This window comes from Pelagicoccus sp. SDUM812005, from assembly GCF_031127875.1.
Lineage (GTDB): Bacteria > Verrucomicrobiota > Verrucomicrobiia > Opitutales > Opitutaceae > Pelagicoccus.
Map to the genome: position 1 here is coordinate 21145 of NZ_JARXIA010000016.1, position 19050 is coordinate 40194.

The 19050-nt window shown below is 59.0% G+C and carries 19 protein-coding genes and 1 other RNA gene; 15 read left to right on the top strand and 5 right to left on the bottom strand.

The annotated features are described in order from the left end of the window. The first annotated feature begins 170 nt into the window (after positions 1–170). The 12 genes from QEH57_RS17385 (at position 171) to QEH57_RS17440 (ending at position 12226) form a co-directional block, all read left to right on the top strand. Complete coding sequence (locus QEH57_RS17385; RefSeq protein ID WP_309008042.1) at positions 171–719, top strand: prepilin-type N-terminal cleavage/methylation domain-containing protein; 549 nt, start codon at positions 171–173, stop codon at positions 717–719. Then, positions 716–1507, top strand: a complete 792-nt coding sequence (locus QEH57_RS17390; protein ID WP_309008043.1) for a prepilin-type N-terminal cleavage/methylation domain-containing protein — start codon at positions 716–718, stop codon at positions 1505–1507. Before QEH57_RS17385 ends, QEH57_RS17390 begins: the two co-directional genes overlap by 4 nt. Before the next feature lies 1 nt (position 1508). Then, entirely contained in the window at positions 1509–1991 is a 483-nt protein-coding gene (locus QEH57_RS17395; protein WP_309008044.1) for a prepilin-type N-terminal cleavage/methylation domain-containing protein, read from the top strand. Next, positions 1988–2938 carry a type II secretion system protein gene (locus tag QEH57_RS17400; RefSeq protein ID WP_309008045.1) on the top strand — a complete coding sequence of 317 codons (951 nt, stop codon included), beginning with the start codon at positions 1988–1990 and terminating at the stop codon, positions 2936–2938. The genes QEH57_RS17395 and QEH57_RS17400 overlap by 4 nt, the downstream gene beginning before the upstream one ends. Positions 2939–2941: 3 nt before the next feature. Then, positions 2942–5800 (top strand): hypothetical protein, encoded by a 2859-nt coding sequence (locus QEH57_RS17405; RefSeq protein WP_309008046.1) that lies wholly within the window; start codon positions 2942–2944, stop codon positions 5798–5800. Continuing rightward, on the top strand, positions 5797–6489 hold the full coding sequence (locus QEH57_RS17410) for a hypothetical protein (RefSeq protein WP_309008047.1): 693 nt from the start codon (positions 5797–5799) through the stop codon (positions 6487–6489). Before QEH57_RS17405 ends, QEH57_RS17410 begins: the two co-directional genes overlap by 4 nt. A 114-nt stretch (positions 6490–6603) precedes the next feature. Further along, positions 6604–7431: an alpha/beta hydrolase gene (locus QEH57_RS17415; RefSeq protein ID WP_309008048.1), complete on the top strand. Its 828-nt coding sequence runs from the start codon at positions 6604–6606 to the stop codon at positions 7429–7431. Next, positions 7428–10013, top strand: a complete 2586-nt coding sequence (mprF, locus tag QEH57_RS17420) for a bifunctional lysylphosphatidylglycerol flippase/synthetase MprF (RefSeq protein WP_309008049.1) — start codon at positions 7428–7430, stop codon at positions 10011–10013. Before QEH57_RS17415 ends, mprF begins: the two co-directional genes overlap by 4 nt. Before the next feature lie 87 nt (positions 10014–10100). Then, positions 10101–10199: signal recognition particle sRNA small type (gene ffs / locus QEH57_RS17425), an RNA gene on the top strand. A 57-nt stretch (positions 10200–10256) separates the two neighbouring features. Continuing rightward, entirely contained in the window at positions 10257–11402 is a 1146-nt protein-coding gene (dnaX, locus tag QEH57_RS17430; protein WP_309008050.1) for a DNA polymerase III subunit gamma/tau, read from the top strand. Between the two features lie 65 nt (positions 11403–11467). Then, positions 11468–11740: a hypothetical protein gene (locus QEH57_RS17435; protein WP_309008051.1), complete on the top strand. Its 273-nt coding sequence runs from the start codon at positions 11468–11470 to the stop codon at positions 11738–11740. A 135-nt stretch (positions 11741–11875) separates the two neighbouring features. Continuing rightward, the gene (locus QEH57_RS17440; RefSeq protein ID WP_309008052.1) at positions 11876–12226 is read left to right on the top strand and encodes a VPDSG-CTERM sorting domain-containing protein; all 351 of its coding nucleotides are present in this window, start codon (positions 11876–11878) and stop codon (positions 12224–12226) included. Between the two features lie 76 nt (positions 12227–12302). Here QEH57_RS17440 and QEH57_RS17445 read toward each other — a convergent pair whose 3' ends face one another. Both QEH57_RS17445 and QEH57_RS17450 read right to left on the bottom strand, forming a co-directional pair. Then, complete coding sequence (locus QEH57_RS17445; RefSeq protein ID WP_309008053.1) at positions 12303–12821, bottom strand: hypothetical protein; 519 nt, start codon at positions 12819–12821, stop codon at positions 12303–12305. 120 nt (positions 12822–12941) lie between these two features. Continuing rightward, positions 12942–13397, bottom strand: a complete 456-nt coding sequence (locus tag QEH57_RS17450; RefSeq protein ID WP_309008054.1) for an EF-hand domain-containing protein — start codon at positions 13395–13397, stop codon at positions 12942–12944. A gap of 171 nt (positions 13398–13568) precedes the next feature. On the opposite strand from QEH57_RS17450, the gene QEH57_RS17455 reads away from it, so the two are divergent. Genes QEH57_RS17455 through QEH57_RS17465 form a run of 3 tightly spaced genes read left to right on the top strand, consistent with a single transcriptional unit; the run spans position 13569 to position 16341 of the window. After that, on the top strand, positions 13569–14240 hold the full coding sequence (locus QEH57_RS17455; RefSeq protein WP_309008055.1) for a response regulator transcription factor: 672 nt from the start codon (positions 13569–13571) through the stop codon (positions 14238–14240). Further along, positions 14237–15778: an ATP-binding protein gene (locus tag QEH57_RS17460; RefSeq protein WP_309008056.1), complete on the top strand. Its 1542-nt coding sequence runs from the start codon at positions 14237–14239 to the stop codon at positions 15776–15778. The genes QEH57_RS17455 and QEH57_RS17460 overlap by 4 nt, the downstream gene beginning before the upstream one ends. 35 nt (positions 15779–15813) lie before the next feature. After that, positions 15814–16341 (top strand): hypothetical protein, encoded by a 528-nt coding sequence (locus QEH57_RS17465; RefSeq protein ID WP_309008057.1) that lies wholly within the window; start codon positions 15814–15816, stop codon positions 16339–16341. Between the two features lie 7 nt (positions 16342–16348). Here the strand turns inward: QEH57_RS17465 and QEH57_RS17470 are convergent, their stop codons facing one another. From QEH57_RS17470 to QEH57_RS17480, 3 genes are all read right to left on the bottom strand, one after another. Beyond that, positions 16349–17416: a metallophosphoesterase gene (locus QEH57_RS17470; protein WP_309008058.1), complete on the bottom strand. Its 1068-nt coding sequence runs from the start codon at positions 17414–17416 to the stop codon at positions 16349–16351. Positions 17417–17434: 18 nt separating this feature from the next. Continuing rightward, positions 17435–18220, bottom strand: a complete 786-nt coding sequence (locus QEH57_RS17475) for a dienelactone hydrolase family protein (RefSeq protein WP_309008059.1) — start codon at positions 18218–18220, stop codon at positions 17435–17437. Positions 18221–18293: 73 nt separating this feature from the next. Continuing rightward, positions 18294–18977 (bottom strand): HAD family phosphatase, encoded by a 684-nt coding sequence (locus tag QEH57_RS17480; RefSeq protein WP_309008060.1) that lies wholly within the window; start codon positions 18975–18977, stop codon positions 18294–18296. Positions 18978–19050 lie beyond the last annotated feature (73 nt).

The following is a 19050-nucleotide window of genomic DNA, read 5'->3' on the forward strand; positions in this document are numbered from 1 at the left end:
CCGTAGCGCGGAGCTTTCACGTCCGCAATAGCCTTGGCGAAGGCGGAAGCCCGCGACCGCGCCGCAAGATCCCAATCAAAGGTCACCGGATGCCAAAGCGCCGCGCCGCGAAAGCAAGCGCAAGGGGTGACGGCGAGCCTGCGGAAGTGATAGGAAAGCAAGAAAGTCCAATGATCCCAACTCCCACCCAGCTATCGTCCCGCCCCGAGCAAGGCTTCACCTTGCTGGAGCTCATGGTGGTGGCAGCGATCATCGCGATTTTGGTGAGCATCGGGAGCGTTACCTTTTTCAGCCAGCGGGGCGAAGCGAAGAAGGACCGAGCCCGAGCGGATCTGCAGGTAATCCAGCAAGGGCTGGAAGCTTACCGGGCGAGGTTCGGCGACTACCCGAGGTATCCGGACAACTTTCCGGCTGGAATTGCCTCGGAGGAAGCCTACCTGCTCAACGCCCTCTGCGGCCAGATCGGGCCGGCAGGGCATAAGATCAGCGGGAGCGGTATACCGGTAATGTTGAATACATCCTTGTTGAGCTATTCAAATCCAGGCTTGCCGTTCTCCGGTCTGCAGGAGAACGCCATCGTCGACCCGTGGGGGAAGACTTACGAATATGACGACGAGCCGAAAAACGCGGACGATGAATTGCTTTTTGGATACATCCTGCGCTCGGCCGGACCGGACGGAGAGTTTAACACGGAGGAGGACAACATCGTCGCCCAATGAACGGCCGAAGCAAGCAGGCGCGGCGATTGTTTTTGCCGCGAGTTCGAACCAAGGCTGGCTTCACGCTTATCGAGTTGCTGGTGACCCTGGCGGTGATCAGCACGTTGGTGGGAGTCGGCTTTTATTCGATCGCCCGCGGGACCAACGAACGCGCTTTGGAGAGAGGGGCGGACGTGCTGCACTCGATGATTCGGGTGGCCCGTACGCAAGCCATCACCAATGGGGTGCACGCCCGCTTGATTATCAATGCCGATGCGAGCGATCCCGAATTCTACCTGCGGCGCATCGGCGTCGTCTTGGAGGGAGATGGGGAGGTGACGATTGATTCGGAAGATCACTATACGGTGCAGGCAGTCGAGCGGGGAGCTTTGCTGCCGGAGGGCATCTATATCGTTCCCCAGGGAAGCGGCGCCTTGGTGGGGAGCGGTTTCCCTCGCAGTATCTATCGCCAGGTGAATGGTGACACTTCGGACGATACGGCGGTTTATTCGTTCGAGTATCCGATGAAGGAGGCGGTGCCGGTAAACGTTTCGGGAACGCCAGACTGGATCTGTATCCAATTCGCGCCTAATGGGCGTTTGTCCTCCGCTACGCCTGGGGGCGGGGGCTTGGTTCCCCGCTCCAACCAATTGATCCTCGCTCGCGGGCATTGGTCGGGCGGGAAGGTGGACTTTCGAAACGCGGAGCGGTTTTTGGGGATCGCCTTCAAGTTGAGTGGAGCGAGTTTCGCTTCCGAGGATTCCGCTCTTTTCGAGCTCGAGAAGGAAGAAGCGGAGGCAGGGGATTAGGATGGTTCTTGCTACAACAGGCTGTGGTCGGACGCGGAAACGGCGTCGCGCGTTTTCCTTGCTGGAGGTGGTGGTCGCTCTGGCGATGCTCGCTTTGATCGCGATTCCTGCGGTGGGGCTTGCGACCATGGCGGTATCCGGAAGCAAGGACCAGATGACGGCGGGACAGGCCTCTGAATTGAAGGGGCGCATCGATACGGCCCTCCGGGCTCATGCGTCGATAGACGTTATGGCGGATACCTACGATGTCAGCGGCGCGGGTAAGGTCTTTTGGGGTAGTCGGGACCTGATGTATATCGAGGCTCAAGACAGCGAGACGGAAGCTAACGATAAGTACTACAAGGTTGTCCTGCGGGAGCCGGAAGGCTATTCCTATTCGGACGGAGATGCCTGTCGCGTCTTCGTGTACGAGGTGACCTGGCCGGAGAACACTCAGGAAACCAAGCGAAACCAGCTCTTTTTTCCCGCTGTATTCAGAAAATGAGACTTCGCGGCATTAGAAGAGGGTTTACCTTGGTAGAGCTTATCGTCTCGCTGGCGATCACTGCGATCATCGCATTGTTCGTCTTTCAGTTCGCTACCAATCTCGCCAAGATCTGGCGAACGACTGAGGCGGGCGTGAGTACGGAGCTGGACGCTCAAATCGCTCTCGACCAGATTGCCCGCGATATAGAGTCCGCCATTTTCCAGGAGCGGAAGGGGGCGGACGAGGCCGAGCAAGAGATTGGTTTGCCTATGCTGGCCGCTACAGCCTTGGGTGATGGCGACGTCAGCCAATCCAAGCGCTGGGTCGGCAAGGATAATTCGAAGCGTCCCGCGAGCTGGCATTTCGATCCTGCGGCGCACCGCTATGGCTGGGCAGGCACGTGGCTGCGTTTCTTTACGGCGGCTCCCAGTTTTAACGCGGTTGGCTATCAAATCATTCGCCGGACTCCCTTCGGAGATTCGACGGAACCGCGCTACCTGCTGCATCGCACCGTGATCCGCCATGATAATACTGTGAACGGGGGATTTGATATAAGCGCCAACGGATTCAAGGATGGAAATACGACGAATGGGCTTTTGAGTCCGCGCCTAGATGGGGTGCTGCTAGAGGATGTTATCGATTTTGGAGTTCGCTTTTATATCTATGACGACGATATGGATGCTACCGATGATACGCCGGCGGGGCTGAGGCTGATTTTCCCTGCGGATGATAATGGGAATCTGAGCGCCACGGATACGGAGCACCTTGCGATGTATCATTCGGAGGGTGACTATGATTCCCGCTATCCGGAGCTGGTTGAGGTCTTTTTGCGGGTCTTGGATGACGTGGGAGCGGACAAGCTGCTGGCCCTCGAAGAAGGGACTTCGACGGAAACCTACGAAGGAATTGTGGAGCAGCACGGACACTTGTACCGAAGGATGGTGAGGCTGCCGGGACGTTTTTAGCGGATGAGGACGAAACGAAAAGGATTCGCAATTGTATTGGTGGCAGCGCTCGCGGGCTTGATCTTCCTGCTCGGGGCGACGCTGGTGGTGCTGGCGCGGCTGCAGTCCGCATCGGCTAACTACGACCAGCGGGTACGCCTCGCCCGCGAGCACGCCCGCGCCGCTCTGGACATGGCCGTGGCCGATTTGCAGGACAAGCTCGGCAAGGACATCGCGGTGTCCTTCACGGCGGATACGCAAAGCGCGGCCTTGGCGGAGGATTTCAAGGATGAACGGGTGGGGGCAGTTCGGGAACCGTATTGGACGGGAGCCAGCGATGGGAATACTACCAGTTGGTTGGTAACTCAGGCTCTAAACGGGACTACTGCGCTCCCTACCGGAGCTGCGCCGAGCGACGAAGTTGAGCTGCTGGGAGAAGGAACGGTGGGCGCAAACGATTTGCTGAGGGTCAAGGTTCCAACGGAAGCGATCTCGATGAAGGGAGTGGATGGTTTTGCGGCGGATTCGGCACGCACCATCGGAAACTACGCTTACTGGGTCGGAGACCTCGGCGTGAAGGCCAGCTACGCTTGGTACGACCAGATCGATTCGGTTTCGCATGAGCCGTACGTTATCGCCGAGGATGAAGGCGAAGAGATTTATTTTGCTCAAAATCGGCTTCGCCAAGCTACAATCTCTAAACCGGGGTTACGAGAAAACCAGAACCCGGAACCAGGGTCTCCTTCATGGGAGGACGTCGTAGATAGTGATGATCCAGTCAATTCAGCAAGAATTGATTCTTTTGTTAACGATTTCCAGTTTAGGCATAGATTCGGTGGATCAGGAACAGATGAACGATTCTTGGTAGGTCTAGATTCGAGTGATGCTGAATACTATTTTCACGACTTTACTGCACTTAGCAAAGGGATGATGGTGAATAGCTCGCTCGGTGGGTTTAGGTTAGATCTTTCGTTGCTGGAACCTGCTTCGGACGCTATATATATACAAGCTTACAAGGCGTATTCCAATTTCTATGCCGCGGAGTTAGCCTCTTATGAAGATTTTGACGCCTACACCTACCGCCTAAGAGGATCGAGTTTAGGGGTTTTGCCGGTTTTGCCAGCTATATCGCAATTCAATTTGAATTACTCTATTAGTTTTTCGTCGGTAATTGCTGGACCTTCAGAATTGTCGATCTCAGTTGAAGCGACATTGGAGCTATGGAATCCCTACGCTAGCGCTATTGAGTTCGGCGAGGGAGAGTTGGAAATAATCGTCGATGGGCTTCCAGAAGTGCTAGCAATCTGGCTCAATGATGGAAACTCTGAAGGAGGTCCTGATTTCGTTTTAAAGGATGGGAACCTGCCTTCCGCTTTGACCTTTAAAATTAGCTCTATTTCAAATGGGTCCAAGCGAATGAGGGCAGGGCAGATTGTCCTATTGTCGGGGCCATTGGGAGATGGTAGCGGTGGAGTGGTATACGAATTAAAGTCAGGAGGGACTGGTTTGACGCGCGGAATTGTTTATTCATCAACAGTAGAGTTAGTTGCGCCTTTAACTCATTTTTATGCTAAATCGGGTTTGGTGGAGGACCCAAGTACTATTGGTATCAATGTAAAGTTAAGGGATGGGGGGACTGATTTGTTAACCTATAATCCTCAAGGATTCTCGCTTTCGAAGACTCTATTCGAGAATCCTATGGCAGTGACGCCACCTCGTTTCGGATTCAGTTGGGAGTTTAAAGATTTATCTTTCCCAATTGTCGACACGACGCAACTTTTCAATCCGTCTTTAGGTTCATCGGTATTGAATGCTTGGGAGCCTAATGCCGCAGCTGAGGTCAATGTTGACCCAGTATTCCCTACGTCGGGATCGGCACTTTTCGGTGCAGCGGCTACGGTTGACGCTTCTGAATCTGACTTTCCATTGATAAAACTTCCCAAGCAGGCGTTTACGAATGTCGGACAACTGAGTGTGGCGACAGGAGTACGTCGTGACCCAGTGGTTCCGAGCATTGGCGAGGCTGACGTGTCAACTAACCAAAATCGCTTTTTCGACCAATACTATTTTTCTGGTATTCCAAAAGGAATTACAAATTGGAAATTTGGCGATAGCCTACCCAATGCAATTTATAAACCTCGTGCTGGCATTTCAGGTTTCTCCACGGACTCTGGCGAAGAAATTTTTGTCCATGGGTTGTTTAATGTGCACTCTACGTCGGTTGATTCATGGGCTGCGCTTTTGAGAGGTGCACCGGTCGAAAAGCATCCCTACTGGAAGGATATTCTTCCGAATGATACCTACTTGTTTATGAATCATCCCTTGGGTGGGGAGGACATAAACGTCGTGGTGGATGAAGCCTCCGCGCCGGATGTCGATTCTTTAGATGCGATACGTTTAAGTCTTAAGAAGAACGCTTTCGCCTTAAGCGAGGAGCAGGTGGACGCTTTGGCCGAGTTGATTGTAGAGAAGATTCGAGGACGCGTAGGTGACGATCCAGTAAACCCTTTCGATTCGCTGGAGGAGTTCGTTAACTCCGGAGTGCTGCAGGATGCGATCGATGCGCTTGATGAGCACGTGGATCCGTCGTTGCGTATCAATCCTTCTTGGGTGATTGCGGGGACGCCGGCGGAGTTTCGGCAGTCGACGATCTTGAACCTGATTTCGGGGATCCTTTCGGTGCGTAGCGACACCTTTCTGGTGCGGGCCTATGGGGATGCGGTGGATCCGGCCGATCCGAGCAAGGTCTGGGCTCGGGCCTATTGCGAGGCGATCGTGCAGCGGACCCACGAGGAGTATAATGGTCCGGCTGCGTCTCTAGCGGATACTGAACGTAAATTCGAAGTGGTAGCCTTTCGTTGGCTGTCGCCTGCCGAGATATGAAAGCCGCGCTGCGTCTCTACTTGTTTTGCTGCTGCGCTTGGGCCAGCGGCGTCTTCGCCGAGGAGGAAGAGGCTGAGGCGAGCTTTCGCGTGCTTGGCTACGGGAACGGCGATTTTCAAGGCATCTTATTCGAACGGGAGGGGCTGGAGGGGCCGGAGACGGTGAACTTGGGTTTCGTGCCGGATAGGAAGTCTCGGCCGGTTAAGCTGGCGGAGGCGCCGGGGCGTTTGAGTTTTTTTAAGGAGGAGCTGGATGCTCGCGGGCGCCGCCAGCGGGTGGACTTGGGCGAGGTGGCTTGGCCGGATGGGGCGGAGCGTGTCTTGCTGGTGTTTTTGGAAAGAGAATCGCTAGGGGATTCGCCCCCTGCTTTTGATATCTTGGCCTTGGACGAGTCGCCGGAGGTCTGGGGGCCGCGTTGCGTGCGTTTCCTGAACCTGACCGGGGTTCCGTTGGACGCTAGGATGCAGCGTTTCGCTTTCGCTTTGGAGGAGGGGCCGAGCGACATTCTGTGTTTCGAGGGAGAGTACTCCGTCCCCATGACCTTGGAGCTTTCGCTGCCTTGGCGAGGCAGGCGGGAGATCGTCTACTCGGCCCGTTTCGTGGCGGACCAGTATTCGCCGAAGCTGCTGGTGGTGAAGCCTCCGCGTAGCGCGGGCTCGTTCAAGGTCGAGGTGGAGACGATCTGGTAAAAAGTTGGGAAAAGCGGCGCTTTCTGCGTCTTCGGGCTGCATGGGGAAGCGCCTTAGTCCGATAGAGGAAGAGCTCTAGGCTAAGGGTTAAGCTAGCTTAGCGTCACTCTCTCGATGTACCACGAAATCGAATCTCACTCTTGCTCCAAGGAAACCGAGGAGGCGGCCGCGAGGCCGTCCGTCTTGCCGAACCGAAAGCTGCGTCGCTCGCAGGCGGTGGTTTGGAGCTCCGGCGGTGCCGACCGGCTGCGGCTGGCGTTTTTCATTCACGGGACGCCGGGGGCTGCCTCGGATTGGTCTCTCGTTTGGGAGGAGTTGGACAAGCTCGGTTTCGATTGCGAAACGCTTTGCTTGGACCGTCCCGGCTTCGGAGAAAACGAGGCTTGGAAGGCGGCCGAAAACTGGGAGGAGCAGATCGATTGCTTCGAGTCGGCGTTGTTGCCGGAGCTGCAGGAGGGGACGCGCCTGGTTTTGGTGGGGCACTCCTATGGGGCGGCTTTGGCGTTGGGATTGGCAGAGCGTTTCGCGGACGATGGCCGCGTGGCTGGGCTGGTGTTGGTGTCGGGCGTTTTGAGTCCGAAGGAAAAACAGCGTCGCTGGTACCATCGGGCTCTACTTCTGCCGCTGGTTTCGCGGGTGGCTCCGCAGCGCTACGTGCAGTCGGCTAGGGAAATGTCGGCGGTAGCGGGGCAGCTCTCTGTCCTGGAGGCGGTTTGGCGGAGCGACGATCTTGCGGTTTCCTTGATTCACGGCGACGAGGATTCTCTCATCCCCTTGGCGAATTCCGAATACGCGCGGGATCGCTTCGGCGGCGCTGTGGCGAAGCTTACGGTGGTGCCCGGCGGCGGGCATGCCTTGACGCGAAGCCATGCCAGCGTGATCGCGAGGGAGATCGTGGCGGTTTACGCCCGCATCGCCGCGGAAGGGGAGGTTGCGTCATGAGAGAAGCGAAGAAAGGTCCTTGGAAGAAGCGCTTGGCGACGCTTGGCGCCTTCGCCTTGGTGGCGGGGTTGATGTACCTGCTTTTTCAGAATTTGTCGAAGTTCGACTACGGCAGCATTTTGCAGACGGTTAAGTCTTACTCGTGGGTATCGATCGCCTTGGCGATCCTGTTCACGGCGGTCAGCTACCTGATCATGGGCGGCTACGACTGGTTGGGGCAGGCCTATATCGGCAAGCGCCAGAACTGGAAGCGTACCCTGCTGGTCGCGTTCTACAGCTACGTGCTGAGCTTGAACGTGGGCCTCTCGATCGTGAGCTCCTCGGCGGTACGCTACAAGATGTATCAAGGCTGGGGATACAAGCCGAAGGACATCGCAAAGCTGATTGTATTCGCTTCGGTGAGCTTTTGGTTAGGCTTGGTCGTGCTGGCGGGCGTGGCGCTTTGCGCTTCCGGAGCTCGCTTCGATGGGGCGTATCCGATTCCCGATGCCTTGGTGAAGCCGGTCGGCGTCCTGATGGCTCTGGCGGGCGTGGCTTACGTGGTCGCTTGTCGGGTCTTCAAAGGCGGGCTGAGCTTGCGCGGTCGCGTTTTCGCTTTGCCCGGATGGAAGAGCGGAGTGGGGCAGATCGGTATCACGGTGGCGGATACGGTAGCGGCTGCGGCGGCCCTGTATTTCTTGATTCCGGACGAGCAGCTCGGTTTCTTCGCTTTTACCAGTATCTTTTGCATCGCCTTTTTTGGGGGCTTGGTGAGCAGCACGCCCGGCGGGATCGGCGTCTTCGAAACGGTTTTTCTGCTTTTCCTGCCGACGACGGCGAACCAGAACGAGTTGATGGCGGCTCTCATCGTCTACCGGGCGATCTACTTCCTGCTGCCGTTGCTGGTGGCCTGTTCGCTGTTCGCGGTGCTGGAGGGCAAGGCGATCGCCGGCAAGGCGGGTCCGCGCATGGCGAAGGCCCAGGGCTGGTTGAGCGTGATCGCTCCGCGCGTGCTTTCGGCCCTCATCTTCGCGGGCGGCTTGATGTTGCTCTTCGCCGGTTCCTTGCCGCAGAACTCGGTGCATGCGGAGTGGTTGCAGGGGCTCTTGCCCTTGATGGTGGTGGAACTGTCGCACTTCGCGGTGAGCTTGATCGGCTTGGCTCTGCTGTTTCTGGCCTACGGGATCAAGCGCAAGATCGACAGCTCCTATTACTTGACGCTGCTGGTGCTTTGCGTGGGGGCCCCGCTGTCGCTGCTGCGTGGCGACGGGATCGGCGCCTTTGCGGTGCTCGCTTTGATGGCGGCGGTGCTGGCGCCTTGTCGTCGCTACTTCTATCGCAAGTCATCGCTGCTGGACCTGAATATGGAAACCGGTTCCATTCTGGCGGTGCTGCTCGCGGTCGCGAGCTCCATCTACTTGGGCGTATTCGTGTATCAGCATGGCGCCTACGAGCAGCAGTCCTGGTGGCAGTTCGAGTTCGACGCGGAGAAGCCGCGCTTTTTGCGGACCTCTTTCGGGGTGGCTTTGTTGGGGCTGTTGTTTGCCTTGTACAAGCTCGTGCACACGGCGCGTCCCGACGCGGGGGAACCCTTCTGGAAAAAGCGGGCGGCGGTGGAGAGGATCCTGGAAGGGAGCTCCGTGGCTTCGGCGAACCTGGCCCTGATGGGCGACAAGCGATTCTTTTTCAACGAGCAGGAAACTGCCTTCATCATGTTTCGCATCAGCGGCAAGACCTGGGTGTCCATGGGGGATCCCGTGGGCGAAGCCGGCGCCTTCAAGGAGCTGATCGCCTCCTTCCGGGAAACGGCAGCCCGCTTCGGCGGCCAGCCGGTTTTCTACCAAGCCAGCAAGGATCACCTCTTTAACTACGTGGACGTGGGCTTGCGTCCGGTGAAGGTGGGCGAGATCGCCCGCGTGCGGCTGGAAGATTTCACCTTGGAAGGCTCCAAGCGGCAGAGCATGCGCTCGCGCCTGAAGCGGGTTGCCAAGAAAGGCTGCAGCTTCGAGGTGCTGAGCCAGGCGGAAGCCCTGCTCGAGATGCAGACCTTGCGGGCCATTTCCGACGAATGGCTGGCGGCCAAGAAGGCCAAGGAAAAGGGCTTTTCCTTGGGCTACTTCGACGAGTCGTACCTGGCCAACTTTCGCATCGCGGTGGTGCGGGCGGAAGGGCAGATCGTGGCTTTCACCAATATTTGGGAGACCAAGTCCAAGCAGGAGCTCTCCATCGACCTGATGCGCTATACCAAGCTCGCTCCGCCCAGCGTGATGGAGTTCCTCTTCGTGGAGCTGATCAAGTGGGCGAAGGAGGAGGACTTCAGGTTCTTCGACCTGCGGGTGGCGCCGCTGTCGGGGATCACGGTCGGGAACGCGGTACCCTTTGCCCACAAGCTGCTCGATCTGGTCTTCAACCACGGGGAAAATTTCTACGGGTTCCGTGGGATCCGCTCCTACAAGGACCGCTTCAATCCCGAGTGGGAGCCCATCTACGTGGCGAGCCCCGGAAGCTGGCGATTGCCCTTCGTGACGGCTGACGTGACCCGTGTGGTCTCCTCGCGGCCTGCGAAACCGATGGCGGCGCCTGCGGGCCTTTCGCTGAACTGAGCGGCTTCGGGGAGCTTTCAGAGGGGGAGGCGAAATTTGTTAAAATTGGGGTTGAAACCGGCGGCCAGACCGTCGAGCTTCTCCAACGGCCAGGTCCTATGCGATGCTGGACGGGCGAATCCCGCCAGGACCGGAAGGTAGCAACGGTAGTCGCGTTTCACATGCGCCGTAGGGTGCCTGGCCACCTTTTTCCCTTTTTTTCGGGCGACTTGGGTCAAGCCGCCCCATTCCTTTTCCCAATCAATGAGCCAAGGCTATCAGGTAATCGCCCGCAAGTGGCGTCCGCAGAAATTTGACGAAGTCGTCGGACAGGACCATGTGGTCCGCACCTTGAAGAATGCGATCGAGCAAAATCGGATCGCCCATGCCTACCTTTTCGTCGGTCCGCGCGGTACTGGAAAAACAACTACCGCCCGTATCTTCGCCAAGTGCCTCAACTGCGAAGGCGGACCCTTGGCCGAGCCGCCGGAAGATTCCGAGATCTGCCAGGCCATCATGAACGGGACTTGCATGGACGTGCTGGAAATCGACGGCGCCTCCAACAACGGCGTCGAGCAGGTCCGCGCCTTGCGCGAGGACGCCCAGTACGCTCCGAGCCAAGGCAAGTACAAGGTCTACATCATCGACGAGGTGCACATGCTCTCGACCGGCGCCTTCAACGCTTTGCTCAAGATCCTCGAGGAGCCGCCCGAGCACGTTAAGTTCGTCTTCGCGACGACCGAAGCGCACAAGGTGCTGCCCACCATTGTTTCCCGTTGCCAGCGTTTCGACCTGAAGCCCATTCCCGAGGACTTGATCCGCGAGCGCCTAGCCTTGATCTGCAAGACGGAAGGCATCGAAGCCGACGAGGACGCCCTCAAGGCGGTGGCGCGTTTGGCCGACGGCGGCATGCGCGACTCCCAGTCCATCCTCGACCAGATGATCGCCTTTTGCGGCACCAAGATTACGGAGCCGGACGTGCTGCAGGTTTACGGGCTCGTGAGCGGCGAGCACATCGACGAGCTCGCCAAGTCCATCGCCACCGGCGACCACCCGCGCTTGTTGGAATTGAGCGACCAGTTCGACGCGTCGGGACAAGATTTCTACCGCGCCCTGGTAGACCTGCAGGCTCGGGTGCGACGCGCCCTGCTGGAGGCGGTTCGGGGCGGCGGCAAGACGGCCAGCCTCGGGGAGGAGTTGAGCACGGAGTCCTTGACCCGTTTGCTGGACAGCCTCCGCCAAAGCGAGTCCGGCCTGAAGTTCGGACTGAGCGAAAAGGTGAATTTCGAAGTGGCCCTTTTGAAAGCCTCGGAAGAGTGCCGGGCCCGTGCCATCGATGGCTTGATTCGCGAGCTTTCCAGCATCGCGGAAGGCTTGCCGGAGACCGCTGACGAAAAAAAAAACGACTGACGGTTCCGGAGCGTAAGCCCTACGTCCGCTCGCAGATCGCTCCCGCGCCTGAACGGCTCGCTCCCGTGGGAGCGCCCGAGGCCAGCCCCTTCGAGAATCGGGAAACGGAGGGCGACGAAGACTATATCGACGCACCGAGCGAATTTGACCTGGCGGAAGAGCTGGGCAGTTCCATGCCGATCCGCGACGAGGATATTATTCCCGACGACGGGAAGGAGTTGCCGCCGTTGGAGATGGTGGAGAAGCGGATTCCCGAAAAGACGCGCGTGCTGATGGAGGAGCTTTTCCGGGCCAAGCTCAGCAAGGTGCAGCGCGTCAACCCGAAGAAGATCAAGTAGGGCGGGGAGTCGCCGTTTGGCGCGTCGCGGCGCGTTTCGCTCTCTATACGCGGGCTTATCTCAACCTTCGTTTCTCGGGCTCAGGTGTTCGAAATTCGAGAGGAAGGGTTATCGCGGACGCGTCCTTAAGGGAGAATGCGCCAACCGCCTCATAGGCGCCTAACGCTAAACCTGAACGAGCTCGCACGCCCGCTGAAGGCTTTGACCTTGGTGCGGGAAAACGATATTCGTTTTATTATGAAATCATCACATCCGTTTGTCCTCGGCTCTTTCAAGCGCTTAGCGTCAATTGCCGCAATCATCCTGGGCGCGACCTTTGGTGCCCTTTCCCTCAACGCCACCGACGACTACTATCCGACTGACGATACGGGCCCGCACGATCCTTTAGAGAAGGTTCCCGATTCTGGAGCGACGATGGTTCTCGCATTGATCGGGGCGGCGGCCTTGCTGGGCGCCAAGCGCGCTCTGGGTGAGTCGCGTAAATAACATTCGGTAACGATCCGCCCGCAGATCGTCCCCCGCGCCTGAACAGCTTTTTGCCGGCCTCGAATCGCTGGGCTGGCTATTGCGGCTTCTTGGGACGGGGGATTTTGGCGAGCCAATCCTTGAGGGGGCGGAGGTCTTCGTCCTTCCCGCTCATTTCGAGATAGTTTTCGTCGAGGCTGAAGGAGGTGAGCAAATGGGCTTTGGCCGTATCCAAGTCGTTGCTACAGCAAGCGTAGCAGCCGAGGTTGTAGTGGATGATGGCTTCCCTGGGGAAGCGCTTGGAGGCGTTTTCAAGAATGATGCGGGCGCCTTCGATGCCGTTCGCCCTGCGGGTGACGTAGGCGAGGTTGACGAAGTTGCCCGGGTCGGACTCGTGGTTGGCGGCGAGGGTATGGGCGATGGGGAGGGCTTGGTCCCAACGTTTCGCTTCCATGAGGACGGCGAGCTGCATTTGCTGGTATTCGACCCGCTGGGCGTAGTCGCCGCCGAGGTTTTCCAGTTCCTGGATCGCGTCGTCGAACATGCCCAGTTCGCGGTAGCCGTTGGCGTAGGTGAGGGCTTTTCTGAAGAGAATCTGTTCGCGTTCGCTAAGCATGCTTTATGCGGAGCAGCCTAGGATTCCAGCCTTGAGCTTGGCAATTGCGAATCGCACGCAAACGGGCCCAGCTAAAAGCTGGACCCGCCGTGTGTGTATGCTGTGTGTGGAAAAGTTGACTTATTCGGCAGCTTCGCTGTCCGAGGGAGCGGGGCCGCGGCGTCCGCGCTGGTGCATGCTCGAGAGAGCGTTGAGCAGCTCTTCAGTGTCGAGTTCGCCGTCGCCGCTCGCGTCGAAATCTTCGACGAGCTTGGGAGCGAGCTCTTCCGGAGAAGGCGGTCCCTTGCGCTTGCCTTGGCGGGCCTTGGCGGGGCGATCGCTGTCGCTTTCGTCGCCGGATCCCTTGCGTCCCATGCGTGGACGCTCGCCTTGGTGCTTTTCCCGCAATCCGGTGAGGGCTGCGGTGAGCTCGGTTTGGCTGAGGGTGTTGCTTTCGTCGGTGTCGTAGTCGGCGAACATGTCCACGGCGATGGCTTCGGGATCGGGGCGTGGCGGCGCTCCTTCCGGACGAGCGGAAAGGTTGGCTACGAAGAGCGTGGCGCTGGCGATAGAGAGTGCGAGTAGTTGTGTATTCATTACGGTATTGGTTTTCCTCCTGGGTTTTGTTGAATGGGACGGCTGAAGTGCCGTTCGATTTGATGTTGGGAGTAAACCACTCGCGAATTACCGCTTCGTTACCGTTGCGATTACAAAATTGTAATGAATCGCGTCCTTGATAGGGGCCCGCTTTTCTAGCAGGGTTTCGCAATGAAGGTACTGCTCGTTGAGGATGAAAAGAAGATCTCGGACTTCGTGGTCAAGGGCTTGAAGGAGCAAGGTTACGTGGTCGAGCTCGCGGAGGACGGGAACGACGGTTTTTTGCACGCCAGCACCCAGAGCTACGACGTAGTGGTCTTGGACATCATGCTGCCGGGCCGGGACGGGCTGAGCATCCTCAAGTCGCTGCGAAAGGCGGGCAATACGGTGCCGGTGATATTGGTTACGGCTCGCGGCGAATTGGACGAGCGGCTGGAGGGCTTGAACCTCGGAGCGGACGACTACCTGACCAAGCCCTTTTTCTTGGACGAGCTGGTGGCCCGTATCCAGGCCTTGCATCGCCGTTCGAGCGGGCAGTCCTTGAGCTTGATGCAGATCGAGGATTTGACGGTGAACCTCAGCACGCGGGAAGTATCGCGAGGCGGGGAGTCGATCGACTTGACCACGCGGGAGTTTAACCTGCTCGAGTACCTGATGCGGTCGCCCGGGCGCGTTTTGACGCGTACCCAAATTTTGGAGCACGTGTGGGGATACGACTTCGATCCAAGCACGAATGTAGTGGATGTGTGCATACAAAGGTTGCGCAAGAAGATCGACGCCGGCCACGATATCCCGCTCATCGAAACGGTAAGGGGCGCCGGCTACCGTATGCGCAAGGCATGAAATCCTTTCGGCTTAGGATTATCCTTTGGACCAGCGTGATCGCGGGAGCGGTGATGCTAGGCTTTGGCATCGCTGGTAACTTGGCCTTCAAGCACGTGAAGCAGCGCCAGGTCGACGACCTGCTCCAGCTCATGATCGAACGCGGCACGCCGCCGCCCAGCCACGAGCGCTTTTGGAATCGCTTCGGAGAGGACGCTTTGGTCGAACTGGAGAATCGCGTGGGAGCGGACGCGGTGTTGGTCGTTTACGGACGCTTGCGGGCGGAGCCGGATCAGGATCCGGCGGAAAAGGGAGCTTTAACGATTCGCTCCTGGGGGAAGCTGGAAAACCTGTACCCCAGCGAAGCGGATCTGCCACCCGTTAAGGGACGTTTCGAGCCGAACGAGGAGCGTGGCCGCGGACCGCTGCTGGCTCCTGGTTTGCCGGGGTTGGGAGGCGGCCGCGAGCGTGGAGGGCGCAGCGAGCAGCGTCCACCGGAGACGGTAGCCTACGACCTCGTGAGTTCGGAGGACGGCAGCCATTGGCGAATGGCTCGGGCGGAGTACCGCGGTTTTAACGTCCTGCTGGGGGTGAATTTCGAGAAAGTGCGGGAGGACACGGTCCTGATGCGGAACGCTTTCGCGATCGCCTTTCCAGTCGCTCTGCTGGCGATGGCGGCTTGTATTTGGATTTTCGTGACGAAGGCGATTTCGCCGGTGCGGCGATTGAGCGATACGATCGAGTCGGTTTCGGCCAAGAGCTTGGGAGCTCGCTTGGAGAGCGATGGGGAATACAGCGAGTTCGCGGTTTTGATCGAGCATTTCAACCGCATGCTGGAGCGGCTGGAGAGCAGCTTCACGCAAGCGACCCGCTTCAGCGCGGACGCGGCGCACGAGCTGAAGACGCCGCTGGCCATCTTGCAGGGGCAGCTGGAGGTGGCGCTGCAGCAAGCGGAAGATCGCAGCGATGCCCAACGCTTGCTGGGCGGACTGCTGGAGGAGACGCAGCGGCTCAAGTCGATTACCCGCAAGCTACTGATTTTGGCCAAGGCGGATGCCGGCACTCTGGAAATCCAAGCGGAGCGGGTAGACCTGAAAGCATTGGTGCGGGAGGTGGTGGAACTTGCCCGCGAAGACGATCCAAGCGCCTCGCTGCGTCTGGAGGCCGATGGGGAGCGCTTCGAGTCGCTGTGCGACGAAACGCTTTCGCGGCAGATCCTGAACAATCTGGTGGGGAACGCCTTGAAGTATCGCATTCCGGAGGATGCGGAGGTGACGATTCGGCTGTCCCGCCAAGGTGGTTTCGTGCGGGTGGAGGTGATCAACCCGTGCGCCGCGATGGACGCCGACACGCGCAGCCGACTGTTCGACCGCTTTATTCGGGGAGACGCGGCCCGCAATCGTTCCGTGGATGGGACGGGCTTGGGCTTGAGCCTGTCCTTGGAGTTCGCCAAGGCGCAGGCCGGCAAGCTGAGCTTGGTCGATAGCGGGGCGGCCGATCGCATGCAGGTCCGTCTGGAGCTGCCGGCAATCGATGCTTCGGATGTAGCGGCGGATTGACCTAGGGGCCGGAATTTCGTAGCCCTTTGGCGTTTATGAATTCCAAGCTCACCTTGCCCCGCCTTTCCGTCCTTGCCCGCCTTTGCGTGGGAGCCGTGTTTATGGTTTCGCTTCTAGCCGGTTCCGCAGCCCTCGAGGCCAAGCCGAAGAAGAAGTGGAAATCGGACTATACCTCCAAGTTTGGCGTGATGTCCCCGGGGCCCGGCGGCAAGTTTCGGGTTTACGCGGAGACGACCTACATCTACCGCAACGTCGACCAGGAGTACGTGCACGGCTTCGAGGTCGCTCGCAAGGACCAGCAGCGCTTCATGGGCTACTTCGAGATCCGCTTTCCCGAGCCGATCACGGTGACTCCGGAGCTGGAGAAGGCCTATACGGTAATGGAGGGCGGCAAGTTCATTCGCTCCACGGCGGACATCCACTGGGAGGTTTATTCGAGCCCGTTTTGGTTCTCGGAGGACGATCCGCTCGGCACCTACGAACTGACTATCTACATCGACGGGGAGCACTACCGGACCATCAAGTACGAGGTGGTACCCTTCGAAAGCGGACTGACCTTCTAGGGCGCGGCTATCCGGCTTTCAGTTCGAAAATGGTGATTTCGGGCGGGGCTAGCAGCCTGAGTTGCGGCCCCCAGGATCCGGTGCCGCGGCTGAGGTAGAGGAATTGTTTGGGGGCGAGTTCGGAGAGGCCGAGCTTGGCCTTGTAGGCCAGCTTGGTCAGAAAGAGGAAGGGGGCGATCTGTCCGCCGTGGGTGTGCCCGGAAAGCTGCAGGTCGAATTTGCCCTTGGATTTTGGATCGAAGTCGGGGCGGTGCTTGAGCAGCAGGTGGAAGGGCATTTGCGAAAGGGTATCGAGGGCGGCGGCCTCGTCAGGTTTCAAGGGCGAAGCAGGATCTTCCACGCCGGCGACGGTTAGGAATTCGTTGACCGACTGGGAGCGGTTTCGCAGAGGCGAGAAGCCCGCGAGCTCGGTGAGGGACATGGCTTCGTCCAGCCCGGCGTAGACCTCGTGGTTGCCGGAGACGGCGAACTTGCCTAACGGCGCCTCCAGCTCGCGCAGGCAATCCACGAAGGGCGCCATCAGCTCGAGGTAGCCGTCGAAGAGGTCGCCGGTGGAGACGACGAGGTGCGGCTCGTGGAGGTTGATGGTTTGCACGACTTTCTTCGTGCGCTTCAGGCTGCTGCTGTCGCCGAGGTGGAGGTCCGAGATTTGGGCGATGCGGAGCGGCTTGCCGAGTCCCTTGAGTTTGGGGCTGCGCAGCTCGATGCGGTTCACGCGGAAGCGCCTGGCTTCGAAGGCTGCCCAGAGGGAGAGCACCGAGGTGGCGGCAGCGATCCCGATGAATTGGGCGCGGTCGGAAAAGGGAACGCCGAGAACCTGAGCCAAGTCGCTGGGAGCGGTCAGGGTGAAGGCGATGCCCGACATGCCCAGCCAAGTGTAGCCGATCCAGGAAAAGGGCAGCGAGAGGGCGAGCTTGCCCCGTTTTTCCAGGAGGACGGCGGCGAAAAGCGAAAGGTAGAGCAGGGCTACCGAGGTGGCGAAAAAGACTGCGAGGCTTGGAAAGGCGTGGGCGGCGGTGCGGAACAGGTAGTAGTTGAGCAGGCCGAGTATTAAGGAAACCAATACGAAAAACATACAAGCGTCGGGCCTAGGCTAGCGCCAAATCTCGGCGAACAGAGCTTCCATGGCGGCGAAGGAGCGGCGGGCGGTGGTTTCGTGGTAGCGCGAGCCGTCCGAATTTGCCTCCGGGTTGGTGAAGCTGTGAACGGCACCGCTGTACTGGACGAGCTGCCAGTCGACCTCTGTGTCTTGCATGGTCTTCACGAAGGTTTCCACGTCGGACTGGGGAACGTAGGGATCGTCCGCTCCGTGCAGCACCAGGACCTTTGCCTGGGTGGCGGCAGCGTCGCTGGCAAGGGTTGGCGATAGTAGGTCGCCATGGAAGCTGACGATGGCGTCTAGCTCTGCCCCGCTGCGGCCCAGTTCGAGCACGGTGCCTCCGCCGAAGCAGAAACCGATGGCGGCCAGCTTTTTAGTGTCGAGTCCTAGCGGTTTGGCTTCGCTCTTGAAGACCGAAAGGGCTTTGGCGGCGCGGGCCCGCATGAGGGCTCGATCCGAGCGAATCGCTCCTGCGGCGGCCCCTGCTTCCTTTCCGTTCTGGGGACGGGTTTGCACGCCGTACATGTCGACCATCATCACGATGTACTGGTCGCCTGCCACCTTTGCGGCTTTTTCCAGCGAAGATTGGGTCGGGCCCATCCAGTTGGGAACCATGAGGATACCGGGTTTGCTGCTGTCGCCACGTTCCGAATACACGAGGGTGCTTTCGAAGGTGACTCCATCCAGTTGGTAGGTCACGGTTTTGGTTCGCATCGGCTCTTGGGCGAAGAGCGATGCGGCGATGCAGAGTAGGGCGGAGAGAAAGGCGAAGGATTTCATAGCGTGTCGTGTTAAGGCCAACGAATGCTGGTGGCGCGAGATTGCAGCGCGGCTGGAGATGGCTGGACCGGGCTCAGGCCTGCGCATCCAATCCGAACTGTTCGCGCAGGAAGGGCAGGGCCTCGTTCAAGGTGGGGAACTGCCAGTCGACTTTTGCCAAGGATTCCGCGTCGTGCGGACACATGTCGGGGATGAGCACCGTGGTCATGCCGGCGGTTTTGGCGGCGTGGATTCCGTTGACCGAGTCTTCGAAGGCGATGCATCGGTCCGGGGAAATGCCAAGTTTCTGGGCGGCTAGCAGGTAGGGCTCGGGATGCGGCTTGCCTTGGCTGACCTGGTCGCCGGTCACGGTCGCGTCGAAGAGCTTGAGCAGGTCGTGGTGGGCCAGCTTTTGGCTGGCGTAGCGCTGGGACGAGGAGGTGGCGAGGGCTTGGGGGACGGGCGAGGCGGCGATGGTCTCCAAGCAGGTCTTGGCTCCTTGCTTGAGCGGAGCTCCTTGGGCGATCAGCTGGTCGTAGCTGGCGCCGGCGGCTTTGGTGAGAGCCACGACGTCGGTATCCTCGCCGAACTCTGCCCGCAGCTTTTGCTGGATGGCCTGCGCGTTCATGCCGATGAGGGATTGGAAGAGGAGGAGGTCGATCTCCAGGCCGATCGCTTTGGCTCCCGCTTGCCAAGCGAGGAAGGAAAGGCGTTCCGTATCGAAAATAAGTCCATCCATATCCCAGATGACTGCGTCGTAGTCTCGGCTTTTAGTCATGGGTGAGGAGGAAGCTGAATTTGCGGCTACCTACAACTCCAAACCTTGCCATTTCGGGGCTCTCACGGTAGAG